This is a genomic window from Nonomuraea sp. B10E15, assembly GCF_039871615.1.
Taxonomy (GTDB): domain Bacteria; phylum Actinomycetota; class Actinomycetes; order Streptosporangiales; family Streptosporangiaceae; genus Nonomuraea.
In genome coordinates, this window is record NZ_JBDPMB010000017.1 from 65450 (window position 1) to 80109 (window position 14660).

The following is a 14660-nucleotide window of genomic DNA, read 5'->3' on the forward strand; positions in this document are numbered from 1 at the left end:
GGATGACAGACGTCATCTTCGTCGGCCTGACGATCGCGGTCTTCGTGATCCTCGGGCTGGTTGTGAAGGCGGCGGAGCGGCTGTGAACGCCGTCAACGCCACTGGCCTGGTCGTGATCGCCGGCCTGGTGGTCTTCGCGGTCGCGGCCCTGCTGTTCCCGGAGCGGTTCTGATGTCCCCGACTCTGGCCGGGATCTTGTTCATCGCGTCCCTGCTGCTCGCTCTCGCGCTGTGCCACCGGCCGCTGGGCGACTACATGTACCGCGTCTACACCGGCACCAAGCACTCGCGGGTCGAGCGGGTGATCTACCGGCTGATAGGCGTGCGACCCGGCAGCGAGCAACGCTGGGGCGTCTACGCGCGTAGCGTGCTGGCGTTCTCGCTGGTGTCGATCCTGTTCCTGTACGGCCTGCAGCGGCTGCAGAACCACCTCTTCCTGTCCCTGGGCATGGAGCCGGTGGAGCCGGCGCTGGCCTGGAACACCGCGGTCAGCTTCGTCACCAACACCAACTGGCAGGCCTATTCCGGCGAGTCCACGATGGGCCACGTGGTGCAGACCGCGGGCCTGGCGGTGCAGAACTTCGTCTCCGCCGCGGTCGGCATGGCGGTGGCGATCGCGCTGGTGCGCGGGCTCGCCCGCACGAAGAGCGACACGCTGGGCAACTTCTGGACGGACCTGGTCCGCGGCACGATCCGCATCCTGCTGCCGATCGCCTTCGTCGCGGCGCTGGCACTGGTGGCCGGTGGCACGATCCAGACGTTCGCCGGTCACAGCACGTGGACGACGCTGACAGGCGGGGAGCAGACGTTCACCCCGGCCGCGGCCGCCTCACAGGAGGCGATAAAGGACCTGGGCACCAACGGCGGCGGCATCTTCAACGTCAACTCGGCCCACCCCTTCGAGAACCCGACATCGTGGACCAACTGGTTGACGATCTTCCTCCTGTTGGTGATCTCGTTCTCACTGCCGCGCACCTTCGGCCGGATGGTCGGCGACAACCGGCAGGGCTACGCCATCGTCGCGGTGATGGCGAGCATCTTCATGATCAGCGTGACGCTGACCAACTGGGCCGAAATGAGCGCGGGCGGCACAGTGCCGCAGGCCGTCGGGACGGCGATGGAGGGCCGCGAGGTGCGCTTCGGCGTGTCGAACTCGGCCATGTTCGCCTCCTCCACCACCCTGACCAGTACCGGCTCGGTCGATTCCGCCCACGACTCCTACACCGCGCTCGGCGGCGGCATGCTGATCTTCAACATGCTGCTCGGCGAGATCGCTCCCGGCGGCGTCGGCGCGGGCCTGTACGGCATGCTGATCCTCGCTGTGATCACCGTTTTCGCGGCCGGGCTGATGGTCGGCCGCACCCCTGAATACCTGGGCAAGAAGATCGGCGCCCGCGAGATCAAGCTCGCCTCGCTCTCCTTCCTCATCACCCCGGCGCTGGTGCTGGTCGGTACGGCGGTGGCGATGGCCACCGCGACGGGACGGGCAGCGATGCTGAACAGCGGCCCGCACGGTCTCTCGGAGATCCTGTACGCCTACACCTCGGCGTCCAACAACAACGGCTCCGCCATCGCCGGGGTCAGCGTGAACACCCCGTTCCACAACAGCACACTCGGACTGTGCATGGCTCTCGGCCGCTTCCTGCCCATCGTGCTGGCCCTGGCGCTGGCCGGATCCCTGGCCCAGCAGGCGTCCGTTCCTGCGGGCGTGGGCACGCTGCCCACCCACCGGCCGCAGTTCGTCGGCATGGTCGTCGGCGTGACGATCATCCTGGTCGCCCTCGCCTTCCTGCCCGCGCTGGCGCTCGGGCCGCTCGCAGAAGGAATTCGCTAGCCATGTCCACGTCGACAGTGCAGGCTCCGGGCCGTACCCCCGCACCCAAGGGTGGAAAGGTGGGCGGCGGGCTGCTCGATCCCAAGCAGATGATCCGATCGCTGCCGGACGCGGTGAAGAAGCTCAACCCGGCCACCATGTGGCGCAACCCGGTGATGTTCATCGTCGAGATCGGCGCGGTCTTCACCACCGTCCTGGCGATCGGCGATCCCTCGTGGTTCGCCTGGGCGATCGTGGTGTGGCTGTGGCTGACCGTCGTCTTCGCCAACCTGGCCGAGGCGGTGGCCGAGGGGCGAGGCAAGGCGCAGGCCGCCACGTTGCGGGCAACCAAGCGCGACACCACCGGCCGACGGCTCAAGAGCCGCACCTCGGCCGAGTGGGACGTGGTCGGCGCGCCCGAACTCAGGCAGGGCGACTTCGTGGTCGTCGAGGCGGGGGAGATCATCCCCGGCGACGGCGACGTGGTGGAGGGCATCGCGTCGGTGGACGAATCGGCCATCACCGGCGAGTCAGCGCCGGTGATCCGCGAGTCCGGCGGCGACCGTTCGGCGGTGACCGGTGGCACGAAGGTGCTGTCCGACCGGATCATCGTGCGGATCACGCAGAAACCCGGCGAGAGTTTCGTCGACCGCATGATCGCTCTGGTGGAGGGCGCGAACCGGCAGAAGACGCCGAACGAGATCGCGCTCAACATCCTGCTCGCCGCCCTGACGATCATTTTCCTGGTCGCCGCCGCCACGATGCAGCCATTGGCCATCTACTCCAAGTCCATCAACCCCGGCGTGCCGGACTCGCTCGCCCTGACCGGCGACGGGGTGAGCGGCATCGTGCTGGTGTCGCTGATCGTCTGCCTGATCCCCACCACGATCGGCGCGCTGCTCTCGGCCATCGGCATCGCCGGCATGGACCGCCTGGTGCAGCGCAACGTGCTCGCCATGTCCGGCCGCGCGGTCGAGGCGGCAGGGGATGTGTCCACGCTGCTGCTGGACAAGACCGGCACCATCACCCTGGGCAACCGGCAGGCGTCGGAGTTCGTCGTGGTGGACGGGGTGAGCGAGGCCGAACTGGCCGAGGCCGCACAGCTGTCGAGCCTGGCCGACGAGACCCCCGAGGGGCGCTCCATCGTGGTCTACGCCAAGCAGGCCTACGGGCTGCGCGAGCGCCAGCCGGGCGCGCTGGCCCACGCCGAGTGGGTGCCGTTCACGGCACAGACCCGCATGTCCGGGGTGAACCTGGACGGCCGCGAGGTCCGCAAGGGCGCGGCCACCGCGGTCATGAAGTGGGTGCGCGACGCCGGCGGCCACCCCACGGACGAGGTCGGGCACATCGTGGACGGCATCTCCGGCTCCGGCGGCACCCCGCTGGTCGTCGCCGAGAAGGGCCGGGTGCTGGGCGTCGTGCACCTCAAGGACGTGGTGAAGGCCGGCATGCGCGAACGCTTCGACGAGATGCGCCGCGTGGGCATCCGCACCGTCATGATCACCGGCGACAACCCGCTGACCGCCAAGGCCATCGCCGACGAGGCCGGGGTGGACGACTTCCTGGCCGAGGCCACCCCCGAGGACAAGCTGGCGCTGATCAGACGGGAGCAGGAGGGGGGCCGCCTGGTCGCCATGACCGGTGACGGCACCAACGACGCCCCCGCCCTGGCTCAGTCCGACGTCGGCGTGGCCATGAACACCGGCACCTCCGCCGCCAAGGAGGCCGGGAACATGGTCGACCTGGACTCCAACCCGACCAAGCTCATCGAAATCGTCGAGATCGGTAAACAACTGCTCATCACGCGGGGCGCGCTGACGACGTTCTCGATCGCCAACGACATCGCCAAGTACTTCGCCATCATCCCGGCGATGTTCGCGGCGGTCTACCCGGGCCTGGACGCGCTCAACATCATGCGCCTGGCCAGCCCCCAGTCGGCGATTCTGTCGGCGGTCATCTTCAACGCCCTCGTGATCATCGCATTGATCCCCCTGGCGCTGCGCGGGGTCCGCTACCGGCCCACCAGCGCCTCCAAACTGCTGTCGCGCAACCTGTACGTCTACGGCCTGGGTGGCATCGTGGTGCCGTTCATGGGCATCAAACTCATCGATCTTCTGATTCAGTTTCTTCCGGGGATGTCATAAATGGACCGCATGCCCAGCTGGGTCCGCCGGCACCTCGCCGCGCTGCGCGCGCTGCTCGTGCTCACGGCGGTCACCGGCCTCATCTACCCGCTGGCCGCCACCGGCGTGGCCCAGGCACTGTTCAACGGGAACGCCAACGGCTCGATCATCGATAAGGACGGCAAGATCATCGGCAGCGCGCTCATCGGCCAGTCCTTCACCGACGCCGACGGCGACCCCATCCGCAGGTACTTCCAGTCCCGCCCGTCGGCGGCCGGTGACAGCTACGATCCCACCTCGACCAGCGCCGGCAATCTGGGCCCTGAGGATGTCGTGGACGTGCTGCCGGTGCCCGGCGCCAAGGACGAGGAGGGCGAACCGGACGAGGGTAAGCGGTCGCTGCTCACCCAGGTGTGCGCTCGGTCCAAGGCGGTCGGCGCGTTGGAGGGCGTCAGCGGCGCCCGGCCGTACTGCACCGCGGACGGGGTGGGCGCGGTGCTCAAGGTGTTCTCCGACCGTGCCGTGAGCGTCAACCAGGCCTGTCCGGCCACCCCGTTCGTGACCGCGTACCAGGGCGTGAAGGTGGAGTGCGCCAGGCCGGGCGAGGACTACGCGGCCGGGAAGACCGTGACGGTCAGAGGGAACGCGGGAACCCCGGCCGTGCCCTCCGACGCGGTCACGGCGAGCGCCTCCGGCCTCGACCCGCACATCTCGCTCGCTTATGCCGAGTTGCAGGCGCCGCGCGTGGCGAAGGAACGCGGTCTCCACCAGGCCAGGGTCGAGCAGCTCATCGAGCGGCACACCGTCGGTCGGGCGCTCGGCTTCATGGGCGAGCCGGCGGTGAACGTGCTGGAACTCAACCTCGCGCTCGACCGCTCATGAAAAGGGGTCGCCTGCGGGTCTACCTGGGGGCGGCCCCCGGGGTGGGCAAGACGTACGCGATGCTCGGCGAGGGCCGCCGGGCCTGTGAGCGCGGCCGGGACGTGGTCGTGGGGTTCGTCGAGACCCACGGCCGCTCCCGCACCGCCGCCCTGCTGGAGGGCCTGGAGGTGATCCCCCGCAAGACGCTGGTCTACCGAGGGGCCACCTTCGCCGAGTTGGACGTGGACGCCGTCATCGCCCGCGCGCCGAAGGCGGCGCTGATCGACGAGCTGGCCCACACGAACGTGCCCGGCTCGAAGAACGTCAAGCGCTGGCAGGACATCGACGACATCCTCGACGCCGGTATCGACGTCATCTCCACGGTGAACATCCAGCACCTGGAGTCGGTCAACGACGTCGTGCGGGAGATCACCGGCATCCCGCAGCGCGAGACCGTGCCCGACGAGGTGGTGCGGCGAGCCGACCAGATCGAGCTGGTCGACATGTCCCCTGAGGCGCTGCGCCGCCGCCTGGCGCACGGCAACGTCTACGCCCCTGAGAAGGTGGACGCCGCGCTGTCCAACTACTTCAGGGTGGGCAACCTGACCGCGCTGCGGGAACTCGCCCTGCTCTGGGTCGCCGGCAAGGTCGACGAGCAGCTCGACCGTTACCGCGCCGACCACGGCATCGACAGCACGTGGGAGGCGCGCGAGCGCGTGGTGGTGGCGCTTACCGGCGGCCCGGAAGGCGACACGCTGGTACGCCGGGCCGCCCGCGTCGCCGCCCGCACGAAGGGGGCCGACCTGCTGGCCGTCCACGTCACCAGCGCCGACGGGCTGGACGGCGGCGACCCTGCCAACCTGGCCCGCCAGCGCGCCCTGGTCGAAAGCATGGGCGGCACCTACCACCAGGTCGTCGGCGACGACATCCCGCGCGCCCTGCTCGACTTCGCCGGCGGCGTCAATGCCACCCAGCTCGTGCTGGGAGCGTCGAGAAGGGGGCGCTTCGCCCAGATATTCTCCCGTGGCGTCGGGGTCGAGACCACGGCCCTGTCCGGCTCCATCGATGTCCACCTGGTCACCCACGAGGAGGCCAAGAAGGGCCGCCGCCACCCCGAGCGCTCCCGGGCCGCGCTCACCAGGAAGCGCAGGCTGGCCGGCTGGGTGGTCGCGGTGGCGGGCCTGCCGCTGCTGACCGCCGCGCTCGCCCCGCTTCGCGGTGTGCTCTCGCTGCCCACCGAGATCCTGCTGTTCCTGAGCCTGGTCATCGGGATCGCGCTGATCGGTGGAACGTGGCCGGCGATCACCGCGGCGGTCGGCGGCTTCCTCCTGCTCAACCGGTTCTTCACCCCTCCCCTGTACACCTGGACCATTGAGGACCCTGAGAACCTTCTCGCCCTGGTGGTGTTCGTCCTGATGGCGACCGCGGTCAGCGCGATCGTCGACCTGGCCGCCCGGCGTTCCCGGGAGATGGCCCGTGCCCGCGCCGACGCCGCGACGCTGTCCACCCTCGCCGGGCACGTGCTGCGCGGCGAGGCGGCGCTGTCCTCCTTGCTCGGGCGACTGCGCGAGACATTCGCCCTGGACTCGGTCACCCTGCTCGAACGCGTTGGCGAGCCCACGCTCGACGATCAATTCGAAGGCGACGCCTGGCGCATCATCGCCACCTCCGGCTCCGCGCCCTGCACCACCCCTTCCGCCGCCGATACCGACGTGACCATCAGTGACCGACTGGTGCTCGCCGCGCGGGGACGGTTGCTGGATGCCAGCGATCGGCGGGTGCTGGAGGCGTTCGCCGCAGAGGCGGCCGTCGCGCTGCGCCAGGAACGTCTGCAGCGAGAGGCGGAACAGGCCAAGCCGCTGGCCGAGGCCGACCGGATGCGCACCGCGCTGCTGGCGGCCGTCAGCCATGACCTGCGCACCCCGCTGTCGGCGGCCAAAGCCGCCGTCGAGAGCCTGCGCAGCCACGACGTTCACTGGTCTGCGGAGGATCGCGAGGAGCTGCTGGCCACCGCCGACGAGTCCCTGGCCAGGCTGGACCGGCTGGTGGAGAACCTGCTCGACATGAGCCGCCTACAGGCCGGCGCGCTCGGGATCTCCCTCCAGCCGCTCGCCCCGGAAGAGGTCGTCCCCCACGCCATCGACGACCTCGGGCCGCTGCGCGACCGGGTCGAGGGCGACATCCCCGCCGACCTGCCCGAGATCCTCGCCGACCCGGCCCTGCTCGAACGAGTGCTGGTCAACCTGATGAGCAACGCCGTCCGCTACAGCCCGCCCGCGCAGCAGGTCCTGGTCACCGCCAGCTGGCACGACGACCAGGTGGAGATCCGCGTCATCGACCGCGGCCCCGGCATCCCGCCCGAGGCGTACGAGCGGGTCTTCCTGCCGTTTCAGCGGCTCGGCGACCGCGACAACGGCACCGGCGTCGGCCTCGGCCTCGCGCTGTCACGCGGGCTCACCGAGGCCATGGGCGGTGCCCTCGTTCCCGAAGAGACGCCAGGAGGCGGTCTCACGATGATCATCAGAATGCCGATCGGCTCCGGGCGGTGACTCCATGACCAAGATCCTCGTCGTCGACGACGAGCCGCAGATCCTGCGCGCACTGCGCATCAACCTGGCCGCCCGCCACTATGAGGTGGCGGTCGCCGCCGACGGCGGCTCCGGCCTGCGTGAAGCCGCCGAATGGCATCCCGATCTGGTCGTACTCGATCTCGGGTTGCCCGACATGGACGGCATCGACGTCATCCACGGCCTGCGCGGCTGGACCAAGATCCCTATCGTCGTCCTGTCGGGCCGGGCCGGCAGCGCCGACAAGATCGAAGCCCTGGACGCGGGAGCCGACGACTACGTCACCAAGCCGTTCGGCATCGACGAATTCCTCGCCCGCATCCGCGCCGTCACCCGCCGAGCTGCCGTCCACGAGGCCGAGCTGGCCAGCATCGAAATAGGCGACCACACCGTGGACCTGACCCGCAAGACCGTCTCGCCAGGCATACGGCTCACCCCCACGGAATGGCACATCCTGGAAATCCTGCTTCGCAACCCCGGAAAGCTCATCCCCCAGCGCTACCTGCTGGCCGAAGTATGGGGCAGCAAACACGTCAAGGAAACCCACTACCTGCGCCAGTACATGGCCCAGCTTCGCAAGAAGCTCGAACGCGACCCCGCCCACCCGGTTCACCTGATCACCGAACCCGGCATGGGCTACCGCTTCACCCCATGACCGGAAACGGGACACACCCGCTGGCCGAGGTGGCCTGCCCGCGAGATCTCGATGGGGTCGTTGCCGGCGATCACTCCGTGCCGGCCGGAATGCAGCCACTCGCTGAAGCCTTCGCAGGCCTCCAAGACGCTGATCCCTCGTGATAAGGGAGCGACTGTTCCGGCATAAGCAATCCTTCTGCTGAACTGCGGAAACATCCCCATTTTGCCGCTTATGCTCGCGTAGTAATCATGCGTTCCTGTGGACGACGAGTTCCCCGCCGGCGACCCAACCCGTCCACCACCGGAACGGTGCTGCTTGCCGGCGGAGGCGACCCCTCCGTGGCATCAGGCGAAGAGGAGCCGAAGATGTCCGTGCCAGGACACGTCGCCGGCACCCGCAGGGCGGCCCTGTACGTCATCAAGATCGGAAGTGCCGGTCTGGACCACGAGAAGCTCTTCGACGAGGTCGCCGGCCTGCGCGCCCGCGGCGCCAGGCTGCTGCTCGTCGCGGGCGGCACGGCCGGGATCGCCCGGCACTACGCTGACATCGGCCGGCTCGTCCGGACCATGCGCACGGGCGGAGGAGAGGTGCGCTACTGCCCGCCCGCCGAGATCCCGCACATCGTCGCCGCCTACGAGCAGGTGACCCTGCCCCGCGTGCGGCGCGCGCTCTCCGAGCGCGGCCTGCGCGTGTTCGCCGCGGTCGCGCAGACCGGCGCCCTGGTGTCCGCCCTGGCCAACCCGCCGGTACGGGCGGAGATCGACGGCCGGACGTGCGTGGTGCGCGACCATCGCGCCGGCACGGTGTGCGCGGTGGACGTCGACGGCGTCAACCGGCTGCTCGAGGTGTTCGACGTCGTGTGCCTGGCTCCGCCGGTCTCCGACGCCACGGGCGGCACGCCGCTCAGCGTGGACGCCGACGTGCTCGCCGCAGAGCTGGCCAACGCCCTGGACGCCGACCACCTGCGCCTGGTCACCGGCACGGCCGGCCTGCTCGCCGACCCGGCGGACCCGGCCGGCCGGATCCAGCACGCGACCCGCGGCGAAGGCCAGGCGTACGCGCGGGGCCGCATGCGCCAGAAGGTGCGGGCCGCCGAGATCGCGCTGTCCGGCACCGCGGACGTCGCGATCACCGGGCCGCACATCCTGTCGCCCGCGTCCGGCACCCGCTTCTGGCGCGCTCCCGCGCCGGCCGCCGACCTGTCGCTGCTCGCCAGGACCGTGGAGATCTCCTCGGTCTCGTACGACGAGCGGGAGCTCGCGGAGTTCCTCGTGGACTGGTGCACGGAGCACGGCGTCCACGCCGAGATCGACGAGGCCGGCAACCTGGTCGCGACCCGCGGCTCAGGACCCGAGCGGATGCTCATGCTCGGCCATCTCGACACGGTCGCCCACCGCTGGCCGGTGCACTGGAACGGCCAGGTCCTCTCGGGCCGCGGCTGCGTGGACGCCAAGGGCAGCCTGGTGGCGTTCCTGGAGACGCTGGCAGGGATGGACGTGCCCGGCCACGCGCAGGTCCGTGTCGTCGGCGCGGTCGAGAGGGCGAACACCGCGCGCGGCACGTCCTTCGTCCGCGACCACTATCCGGCCGGCGCCGTCATCATCGGCGAGCCGAGCGGCGCGGAAACGCTGACCGTCGGCAACCACGGCCAGCTCAAGGTCCGCCTGAGCGTCACCGAACCCCTCGGCCACACCGCGGGCACCGGCGTCGTCACCACCGGCGAGCGCATGGTGCACCTGCTGGGCCGGCTCCGCGACGCCATCGCGGACGCCTCTCCGAAGGCCCTGATGGCCGTCCTCGCCATCCACGCGGTCAACGCCGGACATCTGCAGCAGGGCGAGGCCGTCTTCGACGTACGCGTGCCGCGGGACACGCCGGTCGAGAACCTGGTCGCGCTGGTACGGCTGGTCGCCGACCCGGCAGGCGTGGAGGTGCTCGCCGCCACGCCGGGCGTGCTCACGCCCAGGACGAACGCGCTGGTGAGCGCGTTCTCACGCGCCTTCCGCGAAACGGGGGCGACACCGCGGTTCCTGGCCAGGCGAGGCGGCAGCGCCATGAACACCCTCGCCGCGACCTGGCAGGACGTCCCCATGGTCGCCTACGGTCCCGGCGACGCCGCGCTCGACCACACCCGTGGCGAGCGGCTGGACGCGGCGGAGTTCAGAAGGGCCAGGGCGGTGCTGGCGAAGGCGGTCACGAGCTGGGTCACCGAACGAGAGATGACGACACCGTGACGATCACCGCGGTCTTCACCCGCCGTCCCATCTGGCACAGCCTGGTGGGGGTTTGTACGGTGTCGTGATCTCGGGACGGGTGGAGACGGCCGTACTGGCTCAGGCTCTCGGATGGGATGGGGTCGCTGCGTTGCTAATGAACGGCGAAGCCGCCGTCGACGAAGAGCATCTGGCCCGTGACGAAGGCGGAGGCGTCACCGGCCAGAAAGACCGCCGCTCCGGCGAAGTCCTGAGGAACGCTATTGCGTCCTGCCATGTGGCGGACCGCGAGTTCCTCGGTACGGCCGGGTACGGACCGTGCGGGCTCGGTCAACGGGGTCAGCACGAACCCTGGAATGATGGTGTTCACGCACACCCCACGAGCCGACCACGCCTCCGCCTGCGAGCGGGTCAACCCGGCGACGGCGGCCTTGGCCGCTCCGTACACGCCGCTGTTGCCGAAAGCGCGGACGCTCTGCTGCGAGCCGATATTGATGATGCGGCCCCAGCCGCGCGAGGCCATTTTCGGGCCGAAGTACTGTCCCAGGAGATAGGGGGCGGACAGGTGAACAGCGACGCTCTGCTCGTAGTCGTCGTAGGTGAGGTCGGCCATGGGCTTGCGGATGTTGTTGCCGGCGGCGTTGACCAGGACGTCGATGTCGCCCGCAGTGGAACAGAGCCGCTCGACACCGTCATGCTTTCCCAGATCAGCGCTGATCCACGAAACGGCGACGCCGTGCCCGCGCAGCCGTTCCGCTGCCTTGTCCAGCTCCTCTTCCCGGCGGGCCACCAGGACGATCTCCGCTCCTGCCCGTCCGATCGCCTCGGCCATGGCATATCCGATGCCTGAGCTTCCGCCGGTCACCAGAGCACGACGGTGGTGAAGGGAGAACAGCTCCCGCAGATAGTCCAGCACGAACGGTCAAGCTAGCACCGGCTCCGCCGTCGCCGGCAGCGTTGACTCACTGATCGAGTCACCGATACGCCGAACGCGGAACCGAGCATGAGCGTGCGCATGACGGGGGCCGCCGACGGGCCCGTCGCCAGGACCGGCACGTATCGCGTCCGCTGTGCCGCGCGGTGGTCAACCTCGAGCGAAAAGCGGCCCCAACGTGCCGCCGCCTGATCCGAGCGTCTGTCACGTAAGGACCGAGTCAGCGATCGAGGTGGGGCTGTACGCGGGCGATCTCCCGCGAGATGGCCGCCGCCGTGGCGTGCAACGCGGGGACGACGGTCGGCACCGACAGGCGGTCGGACGGCGCGGAGACCGTGACGGCGGCCGCCGTGCCGGAGCGGGCGAGAACCGGCACGGCCACCGAGGCGGTGCCGGTTTGGAACTCCTCGCGGTCGACCGCGTACTTGCGCCGGCGGACCTCGCTCAACTCGCGATCCAAGGCGGCGCGGTCGGTGATCGAACGGGGAGTACGGCGGGCGAAGCCGCTCTCCCGCAGCACGCGTTCCCGGAAATCGGGCTTGCAGTGGGCGAGCAACACCTTGCCCGAGGCGGTGCAGGTCAGGGGCATCCGCCCGCCGACCCGAGTGTTCAGCTTCGTGCTGGCGCTGCCTGAGATCTTCTGGATGTAGACCACGCCGAGCCCGTCGAGGATGGCCAGCTGCACGGTTTCGTGGGTGATCTCATACAGGTGCGCCAGGTAGGGCGTCGCCACGTCGCTCAATCCCAGACCCTGCTGCTCGGCCAGGTTGCCCAGATCGAACAGCCCCAGGCCCAGCCGCACCCCCTGCTCAACAGGCTGCAGCAGCCCTTCGGCGACGAGCTGGGCGATGAATCTGTTGGCCGTGGCCTTGGGCAGCCCGGTCAGCCGGGCTATCTCCGCGCGGCTCAAGGGCGTCGCCGAGCCGCCGACCGCGCGCAGCACGGCCAGGGCCCGGCCGAGCACGGAGTCGCGCGACCCATCTGTCTGACTCACTCAGTGAGTCTCACCCTTCGATGTCAGCAGGTCAACTCCTAGCATCCGGTCACCAAGCAGCGGCTCTTCGAAAGAGATCTCTTATGACCTCATCTTTCTCTGTCACCACCCGGACGGTGCATCAGGTGGTCCTCGACCACATCACCCTCGGGTACGAGACCGACGGCCGACACGACGGCCGGCCCGTGTTCCTGTTGCACGGTTTCCCTGACACCACAGCGACGTGGGACAGCGTGGTGGCGGATCTGCTCGCGCAGGATCCGGATCTCCTCATCGTACGGCCCTACATTCGCGGCCACGGCCCCACCGTCCTGAACGAGGGGCACCCGGTCTCGGCGGAGACCTCCGCCCTGGCCGAGGACGTGGTGAGACTGGCTGACCATCTCGGCGTCGCGGGTTTCCACCTTGTGGGCAGCGACTGGGGGTGCCGCGCGGCCTACGCGCTGGCCGGGCTGTGGCCCGAGCGGGTGTTGTCGATGGTCACCCTGGGGACCGGCTACAACGAAGCGACGCCGATCACTGATCTGTCGATGTCCCAGGTGTCGTCGTTCTGGTACCAGTGGCTGTTCAACACACCGCACGGTGAGAAGCTGCTGCGCGAGCGTACACGGGAGTTCTGCCTGCACTTGTGGCGCGTGTGGTCCCCTTCCTGGGAGTTCGACGAGGCGGAGTTCGCCGCCGCGGCCCCGGCCTTCGACAATCCCCAGTTCGTCGACACGGTCCTGCACTACTACCGCTACCGCTGGGACGGCGCACCGGGGGTCCCCGCCTACGCGGAGCCGCAGCGCCAGGTGGAGTCCATGCCGGACATCGTCGTACCCACCACGCACATCCAGGGATTGGAGGACCACTGCACCCGCCCGGAAACCGCCACGCGGTTCGAGAGCCGGGTGAGCGCCCCGTACACCCGCGTGGACCTGCCTGGCATCGGCCACTTCCCGCAGCGTGAGGTCCCCGGCAAGGTCGCCGCGGTCATCCGTGACGCCCTCCGGCGGGCACAGGCATAGCCCACGGCGAAACGAGCGGCCAAGGCACCCGCGGCACGGGGGACAGCGGGACCTCGCCTGAGGCGCCGAGCCTGGCGCTCCCATGTCAGGCCGCGTCCTCGCGACAACACCAAGCTCCCAAGCGAAATAGGTACACCATGGCATCGCCATCTCATACTTCCGTCCCAGCCTCTGCCGCGCTGCGCCGCGTCGTCTACGCGGCCATGGCGGGAACAGTGGCCGAATGGTACGAGTTCTTCCTCTACGCCACCGCCACCACACTCGTCTTCGGCCAGTTGTTCTTCCCGCAGACCGGCAACCCGCTCGACGGAGTCATCAGCGCCTTGCTGGTCTACGCCGTCGGGTTCCTTGCTCGTCCCCTGGGTGGCCTGATCTTCGGGTACTACGGTGACCGGCTCGGCCGTAAGAAGCTGCTGCAGGTCAGCATCTTCCTGGTCGGGGTGGCCACCTTTCTCATGGGGTGCATCCCCAGCTTCGCATCTTGGGGGTACGGAGCGCCGCTCAGCCTGGTGGCCCTGCGCTTCCTTCAAGGCTTCGCCCTGGGAGGCGAATGGGGCGGCGCGGTGCTGCTGGTCGCCGAGCACAGTCCCGACGACCGGCGCGGCTTCTGGGCGAGCTGGCCGCAAGCGGCCGTACCGCTCGGCAACATGCTGGCGACCCTCGTCCTGACCATGATGAGCCTGAGCCTGTCCAACGACGCGTTTCTGAGCTGGGGATGGCGGGTCGCGTTCTGGCTCTCGGCGTTGATCGTCATCATCGGCTACTACATCCGCCGCCGCGTCGACGAGGCTCCTATCTTCCTCGAGGCCGTGAGCGGCCCAGAACATCGACGACCCCGGGCCGGCGTCATCGTCCTGGTGCGCCACCACCCGCGTAAGGTGCTCACCGCCATGGGCATCAAGCTCGTGGAGAACATCCTGTACTACCTGGTCGTCACGTTCTCCATCACCTACCTCAAGATCGTCGTCGCCATCGACACCTCGCACGTCCTGCTGCTCATGCTCCTCGCCCACGCACTACATCTCTGCCTCATCCCGCTCGTGGGCCTCGCCTCGGATCGGATCGGCCGCCGACCGCTCTACCTGAGCGGGGCGGCGCTGGCCGTGGTGTGGGGATTCGGCGCCTGGCCCCTCATGGCCACCGGCGACAACGCCGCGATCCTGCTGGCCATCGGTCTGGGCCTGGCCGTGCACGCCCTGGTGTACGCGCCTATGCCCGCGATGATGGCCGAGCTGTTTCCCACCCGCCTGCGCTACACCGGGCTGTCCATCGGCTACCAGGTCACCTCGGTCTTGGCCGGGTCTGTCGCCCCCTTGGTCGCCACCACGCTGCTGAACACGTACGACTCCACGCTGCCCATCGGCCTCTATGTGTTCATCGCAGCGGCCCTGTCGTTCGCCGCCGTCATGTTCACGGCCGAGACCAAAGGGTTGTCCTTGCGCACGCTCGACGAGCACGTCCGCCCGGTCCCGACCGACCTCACCACAGGAGAGCGTCGATGACCGTCCCGCC

General features: G+C 69.3%; 11 protein-coding genes. 9 read left to right on the forward strand and 2 right to left on the reverse strand.

Features of this window, described 5'->3' with window-relative positions; genetic code table 11:
• The first annotated feature begins 82 nt into the window (after positions 1-82).
• The 7 genes from ABGB14_RS35195 (at position 83) to ABGB14_RS35225 (ending at position 10234) form a co-directional block, all read left to right on the forward strand.
• Positions 83-172, forward strand: coding sequence for a potassium-transporting ATPase subunit F (locus tag ABGB14_RS35195; protein WP_347648161.1), 90 nt, complete (start codon positions 83-85; stop codon positions 170-172).
• Entirely contained in the window at positions 172-1833 is a 1662-nt protein-coding gene (gene kdpA / locus ABGB14_RS35200; protein WP_347648162.1) for a potassium-transporting ATPase subunit KdpA, read from the forward strand. Before ABGB14_RS35195 ends, kdpA begins: the two co-directional genes overlap by 1 nt.
• A gap of 89 nt (positions 1834-1922) precedes the next feature.
• Positions 1923-3956, forward strand: coding sequence for a potassium-transporting ATPase subunit KdpB (gene kdpB / locus ABGB14_RS35205; protein WP_347648297.1), 2034 nt, complete (start codon positions 1923-1925; stop codon positions 3954-3956).
• On the forward strand, positions 3957-4817 hold the full coding sequence (locus ABGB14_RS35210; protein WP_347648163.1) for a potassium-transporting ATPase subunit C: 861 nt from the start codon (positions 3957-3959) through the stop codon (positions 4815-4817).
• Entirely contained in the window at positions 4814-7345 is a 2532-nt protein-coding gene (locus ABGB14_RS35215) for a sensor histidine kinase KdpD (protein ID WP_347648164.1), read from the forward strand. Before ABGB14_RS35210 ends, ABGB14_RS35215 begins: the two co-directional genes overlap by 4 nt.
• Before the next feature lie 4 nt (positions 7346-7349).
• Positions 7350-8018, forward strand: coding sequence for a response regulator (locus tag ABGB14_RS35220; protein WP_347648165.1), 669 nt, complete (start codon positions 7350-7352; stop codon positions 8016-8018).
• 347 nt (positions 8019-8365) lie between these two features.
• On the forward strand, positions 8366-10234 hold the full coding sequence (locus ABGB14_RS35225; RefSeq protein WP_347648166.1) for a M20/M25/M40 family metallo-hydrolase: 1869 nt from the start codon (positions 8366-8368) through the stop codon (positions 10232-10234).
• 133 nt (positions 10235-10367) lie between these two features.
• Here the strand turns inward: ABGB14_RS35225 and ABGB14_RS35230 are convergent, their stop codons facing one another.
• Together ABGB14_RS35230 and ABGB14_RS35235 are read right to left on the reverse strand one after the other, a co-directional pair.
• Positions 10368-11129 carry an SDR family oxidoreductase gene (locus tag ABGB14_RS35230; protein WP_347648167.1) on the reverse strand — a complete coding sequence of 254 codons (762 nt, stop codon included), beginning with the start codon at positions 11127-11129 and terminating at the stop codon, positions 10368-10370.
• A gap of 238 nt (positions 11130-11367) precedes the next feature.
• Positions 11368-12141 carry an IclR family transcriptional regulator gene (locus tag ABGB14_RS35235; RefSeq protein ID WP_347648168.1) on the reverse strand — a complete coding sequence of 258 codons (774 nt, stop codon included), beginning with the start codon at positions 12139-12141 and terminating at the stop codon, positions 11368-11370.
• Between the two features lie 116 nt (positions 12142-12257).
• Here ABGB14_RS35235 and ABGB14_RS35240 point away from each other — a divergent pair, with 116 nt between their 5' ends.
• Entirely contained in the window at positions 12258-13148 is an 891-nt protein-coding gene (locus tag ABGB14_RS35240; RefSeq protein ID WP_347648169.1) for an alpha/beta hydrolase, read from the forward strand.
• A gap of 203 nt (positions 13149-13351) precedes the next feature.
• Positions 13352-14650 (forward strand): MFS transporter, encoded by a 1299-nt coding sequence (locus ABGB14_RS35245; protein WP_347648170.1) that lies wholly within the window; start codon positions 13352-13354, stop codon positions 14648-14650.
• The last annotated feature ends 10 nt before the right edge of the window (positions 14651-14660 follow it).

Excerpts from the sequence above, each read along its gene's own strand:
- ABGB14_RS35220 (WP_347648165.1), top strand. The coding sequence starts at position 7,350 with ATGACCAAGATCCTCGTCGTCGACGACGAGCCGCAGATCCTGCGCGCA.
- ABGB14_RS35210 (WP_347648163.1), top strand. The coding sequence starts at position 3,957 with ATGGACCGCATGCCCAGCTGGGTCCGCCGGCACCTCGCCGCGCTGCGC.
- ABGB14_RS35215 (WP_347648164.1), top strand. The coding sequence starts at position 4,814 with ATGAAAAGGGGTCGCCTGCGGGTCTACCTGGGGGCGGCCCCCGGGGTG.
- kdpA (WP_347648162.1), top strand. The coding sequence starts at position 172 with ATGTCCCCGACTCTGGCCGGGATCTTGTTCATCGCGTCCCTGCTGCTC.
- ABGB14_RS35225 (WP_347648166.1), top strand. The coding sequence starts at position 8,366 with ATGTCCGTGCCAGGACACGTCGCCGGCACCCGCAGGGCGGCCCTGTAC.
- ABGB14_RS35245 (WP_347648170.1), top strand. The coding sequence starts at position 13,352 with ATGGCGGGAACAGTGGCCGAATGGTACGAGTTCTTCCTCTACGCCACC.
- kdpB (WP_347648297.1), top strand. The coding sequence starts at position 1,923 with ATGATCCGATCGCTGCCGGACGCGGTGAAGAAGCTCAACCCGGCCACC.